Annotated in this window: 6 protein-coding genes and 1 pseudogene; 3 read left to right on the top strand and 4 right to left on the bottom strand. The window is 70.4% G+C overall.

Features of this window, described 5'->3' with window-relative positions; translation table 11 throughout:
- Positions 1-1013 (bottom strand): annotated as a pseudogene (locus L0P92_RS41305) (D-alanyl-D-alanine carboxypeptidase); the annotation flags it as partial.
- A gap of 253 nt (positions 1014-1266) precedes the next feature.
- Between L0P92_RS41305 and L0P92_RS41300 the strand changes: the two are divergent.
- From L0P92_RS41300 to L0P92_RS41290, 3 genes are all read left to right on the top strand, one after another.
- Positions 1267-2022, top strand: a complete 756-nt coding sequence (locus tag L0P92_RS41300) for a GOLPH3/VPS74 family protein (RefSeq protein WP_234768282.1) — start codon at positions 1267-1269, stop codon at positions 2020-2022.
- Positions 2023-2397: 375 nt separating this feature from the next.
- Complete coding sequence (locus tag L0P92_RS41295; RefSeq protein WP_234768281.1) at positions 2398-3255, top strand: helix-turn-helix domain-containing protein; 858 nt, start codon at positions 2398-2400, stop codon at positions 3253-3255.
- A gap of 236 nt (positions 3256-3491) precedes the next feature.
- Complete coding sequence (locus L0P92_RS41290) at positions 3492-3683, top strand: DUF397 domain-containing protein (protein ID WP_234768280.1); 192 nt, start codon at positions 3492-3494, stop codon at positions 3681-3683.
- A 138-nt stretch (positions 3684-3821) separates the two neighbouring features.
- On the opposite strand, the gene L0P92_RS41285 is transcribed toward L0P92_RS41290, so the two are convergent.
- The 3 genes from L0P92_RS41285 to L0P92_RS41275 form a co-directional block, all read right to left on the bottom strand.
- Positions 3822-4691, bottom strand: a complete 870-nt coding sequence (locus tag L0P92_RS41285; RefSeq protein WP_234768279.1) for a MerR family transcriptional regulator — start codon at positions 4689-4691, stop codon at positions 3822-3824.
- Between the two features lie 66 nt (positions 4692-4757).
- Positions 4758-5267, bottom strand: a complete 510-nt coding sequence (locus tag L0P92_RS41280) for a glutathione peroxidase (RefSeq protein ID WP_234768278.1) — start codon at positions 5265-5267, stop codon at positions 4758-4760.
- A gap of 10 nt (positions 5268-5277) precedes the next feature.
- Positions 5278-5975, bottom strand: a 698-nt coding sequence (locus tag L0P92_RS41275) for an ArsR/SmtB family transcription factor (protein WP_234768277.1), incomplete at its 5' end; no start/stop codon positions are given.

Here is a 5975-nt window from a genome sequence, read left to right as displayed (position 1 = left end):
GGGGGGTTCTTGGGGGTGTCCGGCTTGATGTCGGGCTTGAGCGCGACGAACTTGCTGGTGCGCTCGGAGGGGGTTTCCGCGTCGGGCCTCGGGGCCTTCAGCATGGTGGTGGGCTGGTCGACGGCGGGCTTGTCGGGGCGTACGGCCTTGAAGACGGCGGTCGGCTGATCGACGGGCTTGGCTTTCGCGGGGGGTTCGTCCGCGGGTGCGTCGCTTTTGTGTGGGGCGTCCTCGTCATCGGCGGCCGCGGGAGCGTCGTCGTCCGAGGCCTCGGCTTCGCCTTCGGCCTGGTCGTTCCCACCCGCACCACCCGTACTGCCTTCGTCGTCGGGTGCGGGTGGCCCCTGTGGGGCGTCCTCGCCGTCGGCGGCCGCGGGAGCGTCGTCGGTGTCGGACGCCTCCGAAGGCTCGTCCGGGCTGTCGTCCTCCGCGACGGGCTCGGAGTCCTCGCCCTCGCCCTTGTCCTCGCTCGTGTCGGCGTCCTGGGCGCCCTCGTCCGCGTCCGGCGTCGCCTTCGCGTCCTCGGAGTCCTCGGACGCCACCCAGGCCGCCACAGCGGCCCTCAGCCGATCGTCACCCTTGCCCTCGGCGTCGGCGTCCACCGCGTCCTCGGCGTCAGCGCCCTGCGCCTCCGCAGCACCCGCCCCGGCGTCCTCGTCGGCATCCACCGTGTCCTCGGCATCGGCGCCCCGCGCCTCGGCGTCCTCGGCCGTATCCGCCGTGCTCTCGGCATCGATGTCCTGAGCCTCGTCCTGAGTCTCGGTGTCCTGCGCGTCCTCCGCGTCGGGCTTGGCCGGCTTTGTCCTTGCTGCGTCCAGTTCCTGTCGGGACAGGACCCTCGTCGCCGTGTCCACGCCGCCTCGCTCAGCGGCAGCGCCCTCGCGGGCCACTGCCAGGCGTGGGTCCGGGCGGTCGGGTTCGGGACGGGATTCGGGAACCGGGATCGCGCTCCCCGACGTCGGTTCTGCCGACGACTCGCGCTGCTTCGACCTGTCGGGGGACTCGCCCGCCACCGATGCCTCCTCCATGTGCCGCCGCACGCCCTCCGTGCGTCTGCCGAACCGTGAGCCGTCGCCCGGGCACCGTGCCCGTGCGACCCCCCGTGCCGCTGTCCGAACCATGTACCAGTGTCCAGGGCGCGGACCTCAACTCATCCGGTAGACGAGAACGACATACCTACCGGTTCCCTCACGAACCGGTCACGCACCCTCGACAGATGAATGTGAGAGGGGTCACCCTGTCATTCATCCACGCGGGGAGGCATGGATGGGCAGGAGCCGCAGAACGATTCCGGAGGAGCTTCTGCTGCTGGCGTTGGACCCGACCACGGGCACCACCGCACAGCCGCAGTCGCTCGACCTCGGTCTGGCCGGAGCACAGCTAGTGGAGCTGGCGCTGGCCGGACGGATAGCCCCAGACGGGGATCGTATCGCCGTGGTCGTACCACGGCCGACTGGAGATCCGACACTGGACTGCGCGTTGGAGTTGCTGCGAAGGCGTGGCGCTCCTGTGCGTGCCGTCCACTGGATCGGCGGGCCCCGGCTGGGGCTGCGCCAGACCTACCTCTCGCATCTGGAACGGTGCGGCATGGTGCATGCCGTGGCGGGTCAGATGTGCGGGGTGTTGCCGACGACTCGTTACCAGGCGACGGACAACGCCATCAGCCGGGAGATCAGGGCCCGGCTGGACTCAGCGATCCGTACCGGCGTACCGCCGGACCCACGGACCGCGGCGCTCGCCGCACTGGCCCACGCGGTCGGCCTCGGCAAGCACCTGTATCCGGGGAACGAGGGCAGGTCCTCGCGCTCCCGGCTGCGGGACCTGATCAGGCACGACCCCATGGGCGGTCTCGTCGCGCACGCCGTGATGGACGTCCAGAACGGCGTGGGGGCCCAGCCACGCCGTAGCCCGGCCCCGGCGACCGGCCGTCAGGCCGCCCCCGGCGGCAGGGCGGCGGAACCCGCCCGTGGCGTCCCGGTGCAGCCGCGCCGCGGATCCATGGCGCGTGTCGTGGCCCACTGAGCCGTACGCGGTCCCACGACCCGCACCACCGGGCCTTCGCACCGCCGGGCCGCTGTTCGACCAGCACCACGCGCACCACATGCTCCATACGCACGCCACGCGCAGCGCCGCGCCGCAGTCCCCACGACCGGTTCGGGAGCCGCTGTCCGCGCGGGGTGACGGGACCGCACGTCCGGACGACGACCCGGTCCCGTCGCCCCGCGCGGCCGTATGTGCGGGGATGTGCCGGGGTTTTGCCGGGGGTGTCCCCGAACTGGCGTGTATCCAGCGCATATCCACCGTTTGCCAGCGGTAGTAAGCACCTTGGTGGCAGTCTGCTCAACAGCAGATACGCAAAGTCGCAATCACAGGCAGCCAGCCGGAGGTGCACGTCCCGTGGCGTCCAATGTCAATCCCACCGTCAGGCGACGCCGGCTGGGCCAGGAGCTGCGCCGGCTCCGTGAGCTCAAGGGCATGACGGCCGAAGAGGTGGCCGAGCGGCTGCTGGTGTCGCAGTCGAAGATCAGCCGGCTGGAGAACGGGCGGCGCAGCATCAGCCAGCGCGACGTCCGCGATCTGTGCGGGGTCTACGAGGTGGAGGACCACCGGATCGTCGACTCCCTGATGCAGATGGCCAAGGATTCGCGGCAGCAAGGATGGTGGCATTCCTTCGGCGACATTCCGTACAGCGTCTACATCGGTCTTGAGACGGACGCGGCGAGTCTGCGGGTGTACGACCCGCAGGTCGTGCCGGGGCTGTTGCAGACCAAGCAGTACGCGGAGGCCCTGATCGCCGGGGCGTTGCCGGAGACGGCCTCGGCCGAGATCGAGAAACGGGTCCAGGTGCGGATGCGCCGACAGGAACGAATCTCCACCGAGGAGAACCCGCTGCGGCTGTGGACCGTCCTGGACGAGGCCGCCCTGCGCCGCGTCGTCGGCAACAAGTCCCTCATGCGCGACCAGCTGGAGCAGCTCGTCGAGCAGTCCCAGCTGCCGCACGTCACCGTGCAGGTCATCCCCTTCGAGATGGGCGCGCACCCGGGCCTCAACGGGCAGTACGCGATCCTGGAGTTCCCGGACGCGGCCGACTCCAGCGTCGTCTACATCGAGGGCGTCACCAGCGACCTGTACCTGGAGAAGGCGAACGACGTGCAGAAGTACAGCGTGATGTACGAGCACTTGAGGGCGCAGGCCCTGAACGTCGAGCAGTCCCGGCAGTTCATCGCGGACATCGCCAAGGACTACGCGCGCTGAGAAACGCGGGAGAAGCGGGAGAAAGCGCCGTACGGTACACCGTCCCCCGGGCGGGACGGAAGACTCCAATGGAATATGCCACCCACCCGAGTGAATAGTCGCTTCGTCAGCCGATGTTGGCGAGTAGCGTCGATCACGCCACCGAGCAACAAGGCTGGCGCGAATCGCGCTGTGGGTTCCGGTCCGGACACGCAGCGCGGTGACAGCAACTCAACATCTGGCAATTCGGAGCAAACATGGCAATTCGTCAGGGTGCCACGGACACGTGGACCAAGTCCTCGTACTCCACAGGGAACGGCGCTTGCGTCGAGATCAAGTCGCCGGTCACGGCGGCCATGGCGGTGCGGGACTCCAAGGTTCCCGAGGGCCCGATCCTGGCGTTCCCCGCGACCGCGTGGAACACCTTCGTGGCGTCGGTCAAGGCGTGAGGGGCGGTTCCGGCTGATCCTCACCCTCGACCGACCGTACGAACCACAACTGCACAAGCACCACAGGAAGAGCCCTCTCGACCAGCCCGCCGTCCTTGCCGAGAGGGCTCGGCCGTGTCCCGGCCCCCCGCTCCCAGATCACCTCACCGGGAACGCCACATCGCACACCGGGTCCTCCGCGCCCGCCGCCTCCCAGTCCGCGAAGTACACCTCACGGCACGGACCCGCCTGCCACAGCCCCTGCTGCGGGATCCACTGCTCCACCGCTTCGAAGGCGGCCAGGATCTGCGGATGCGCCACCTGCGCCTTGGTGATCCGGGTGTAGGCGAGCCGCTGGGCGGACTCGACCCGCACCTTCGTCTCCCAGGTACGGCCCTGCCGCTCGACCCACGCCCGGGCCGCCGCCTCGTCGGCCACCGGCACGCACGACTCGGCCGGTCCGTCGCTCTCCATCGACACCTCGGAGTGGTACACGACGAACGGCGCAGCCGTGATGCCGCCGCACTCCCGGGCCGCCGACTCCAGCCGCCCCAGCGACGCCCCGATCCACGTCGGCAACTCGCCCGCCAGCACATGCCGCGTCTCGGTGATCAGCACCTGCTCCGGCACGTCCACCGTCTCGACCACGAACTTTCCGTACATCTCGGAGCTCCTCCCCGACAGCCGTCCACGGAGGTACTCGGCGAGCGTCCGCTGCCCCGCCAGCCGCGCCTCGACATCCGCCCAGTACGCGTCGAGCCGGGCCGCCGCCGCTGCCCCGTCCGGTGCCTCGACCACCTCCGCGATCCGCGCGAGCGGCATGTCCAGCTGGCGCAGCAGCGCCACCAGACGGGCGCGCTCGATCTGGCCGGCGCGGTAGTAGCGGTAGCCGCTGACCTCGTCGACCCGGGCGGGAGGCAGCAGCCCCAGACGGTCGTACAGGCGCAACGCCTTGGCCGAGAGCCTGGCCCGAGCGGCGAACGCGCCGATGGTGAGCAGTTCGTCGTCCACGGCCTCATCCTCCGTCACCGGGCGGCTCTTCCGCCCGGTGCGAAGGACGCTCGGCCCTGCCCCAGGGGCAAGGTCAACCGCCGGCTACGCCAGCTGGCCCTCGACGGCCGCCACCAGCTCCGCGGCCTCCGGCTCGGTCTGCGGCGAGAAGCGGGCGACGACCGTGCCGTCCCGGCCGACCAGGAACTTCTCGAAGTTCCAGCGGATGTCGCCGCTGTGCCCCTCGGCGTCGGCGAAGCCGACCAGGCGCTCGTACAGGGCGTGCCGGCCCTCCCCGTTCACCTCGACCTTCTCGGTCATCGGGAAGGTCACGCCGTACGTCGCCGAGCAGAACTCGGCGATCTCCTCGGCGCTGCCGGGCTCCTGGCCCATGAACTGGTTGCACGGCACCCCGAGCACGGTGAAGCCGCGCTCCGCGTAGCGCTCCTGGAGCTTCTCCAGGCCGTTGTACTGGGGAGTGAGGCCGCACTTGGAGGCGACGTTCACGATGAGGACCGCCTGGCCGGCGTATTGGGCGAGGTCGGCGGGGCCGCCGGTGAGGGCGTTGATGTCGACGTCGAGAGGGGAGTTTTCGTTGCTGTGTGCAGTCGTCATGAGGCGGATGCTAACTCTGGTGGGTTGGGGTGGTGGGCAGGTGCCGGCCGGTGGGGGCTGGTCGCGCAGTTCCCCGCGCCCCTAAAGAAGGCGGTGCTGCCAGCAGTGTTTCTCCAGCTGCTGACCTTGAGTACAGCACCGAACGGCCTGCCCGCCTGCGCTCCACCAGCCCTGCGTCCAGCAGCACCCGCAGATGTCGCCCCACCGAACCCAGGCCCTGGCCCGTCACCGCTACCAGCTGGCTGGTGCTCATGGGGGAGCCCAGGAGGACGAGGACCGTGGCTCGGGACGGGCCCAGCAGGGCGCTCAGGCTTGCGGGGACCGGGCGGGAGACGGGGTCGGTGAGGGCGCCCGTGCAGGCGTAGACGAGGGCGTAGCGGTCGGGTTCCTCCCAGGAGACCCAGCCGGTGTTCGGGGTGACCGGCATGAAGACGAGTTCGGCGCCGGAGATCTCGCGGGGCGGGTACTCGTGGACGTTCACCTGGAGGCGGTTGTCGCCGAGCCAGCGGGTCTGGCCGGGGCGGAGGGAGTCGAGTACCGCCGCCCAGCCGCCCTGGCTGACGAGTGCGGTGCGGGCGGCGACGTCGGCTTCCAGGATCCTTCGGCGCCGGTCCCAGTACGGCCGTACGGTCCGGGTCCAGACGTGTTCCAGGAGCGTGGCGGCGCGGTCGGGGAGGTCGTCGCGGTCCAGTGCGGGGGGCAGGGGGC

It is taken from the genome of Streptomyces muensis (genome assembly GCF_021474425.1).
Taxonomy (GTDB): domain Bacteria; phylum Actinomycetota; class Actinomycetes; order Streptomycetales; family Streptomycetaceae; genus Streptomyces; species Streptomyces muensis.
The sequence above is the reverse complement of the archived record's forward strand: the minus strand, read 5'-3'. Positions and strand labels throughout refer to the sequence as shown.

What these genes read in the sequence shown, in the direction of transcription:
- L0P92_RS41300 (WP_234768282.1), top strand. Translation starts at nt 1,267, where the DNA reads ATGGGCAGGAGCCGCAGAACGATTCCGGAGGAGCTTCTGCTGCTGGCG.
- L0P92_RS41290 (WP_234768280.1), top strand. Translation starts at nt 3,492, where the DNA reads ATGGCAATTCGTCAGGGTGCCACGGACACGTGGACCAAGTCCTCGTAC.
- L0P92_RS41280 (WP_234768278.1), bottom strand. Translation starts at nt 5,267, where the DNA reads ATGACGACTGCACACAGCAACGAAAACTCCCCTCTCGACGTCGACATC.